The organism is Pseudonocardia sp. SID8383, from assembly GCF_009864975.1.
Taxonomy (GTDB): Bacteria; Actinomycetota; Actinomycetes; order Mycobacteriales; family Pseudonocardiaceae; genus Pseudonocardia; species Pseudonocardia alni.
Map to the genome: position 1 here is coordinate 1 of NZ_WWFY01000134.1, position 854 is coordinate 854.

The following is an 854-nucleotide window of genomic DNA, read 5'->3' on the forward strand; positions in this document are numbered from 1 at the left end:
CCTACGCCTTCCAGCACCGCCGCTACTGGCCGGGTGCCACCGCGGCCCCCGGCGACGTCCGCTCCGCCGGGCTCGGCGCCGCCGGGCACCCGCTGCTCGGCGCCGCCGTCGCGTTCCCCGACGGCGCGGGCGCGCTGCTGACCGGCCGTCTCTCGGCGTCCGCGCAGCCGTGGCTCGCCGACCACACGGTCGCCGGGACCGTGGTGCTGCCCGGGACCGCGCTGCTCGAGCTCGCCGTCCGCGCGGGCGACGAGGTCGGCTGCACCGGCGTCGAGGAGCTCACCCTCGCCACGCCGCTGACCCTGCCCACCGCGGGTGGCGCCGTCACCGTGCAGGTCCGCGCCGGTGCCGACGACGGTTCCGGCCGACGCCCGGTCACCGTGCACGCCCGCCCCGAGGGCTCCGACGAGTGGACCGAGCACGCCACCGGCACCCTCACCACCCTCGCGCCGGGCCCAGTGCGGTTCGACGCCACGACCTGGCCGCCCACCGGCGCGGCCGAGCTCGACGTCGAGGGCTGCTACGAGCGGTTCGCCGAGGCCGGGTTCGGCTACGGTCCGGTGTTCCGGGGGCTGACCGGCGCCTGGCGGGACGGCGACACCGTCTACGCCGAGGTGTCGCTGCCCGACCCCGACACCACCGCCGAGGACGCGGCCCGCTTCGGGCTGCACCCCGCCCTGCTCGACGCCGCCCTGCACGCCGCCCTGCTCACCGGTGACGGCGCCGCGGGCCTTCCGTGGGCCTGGGAGGACGTCACCCTGCACGCCGCCGGGGCCACCGCGCTGCGGGTGCGCCTCGCACCGGCCACCGACGGCGGCGGCCTGGCCGTCGCCGTCGCCGACCCCGAGGGTCGT

At 79.2% G+C, this 854-nt stretch carries 1 protein-coding gene; it reads left to right on the forward strand.

Annotation, left to right across the window (positions count from 1 at the left end; all coding sequences use genetic code 11):
- Window positions 1–854 (forward strand): polyketide synthase dehydratase domain-containing protein (locus GTW08_RS03065; RefSeq protein WP_202416320.1); only part of this gene is annotated, 854 nt, incomplete at both ends.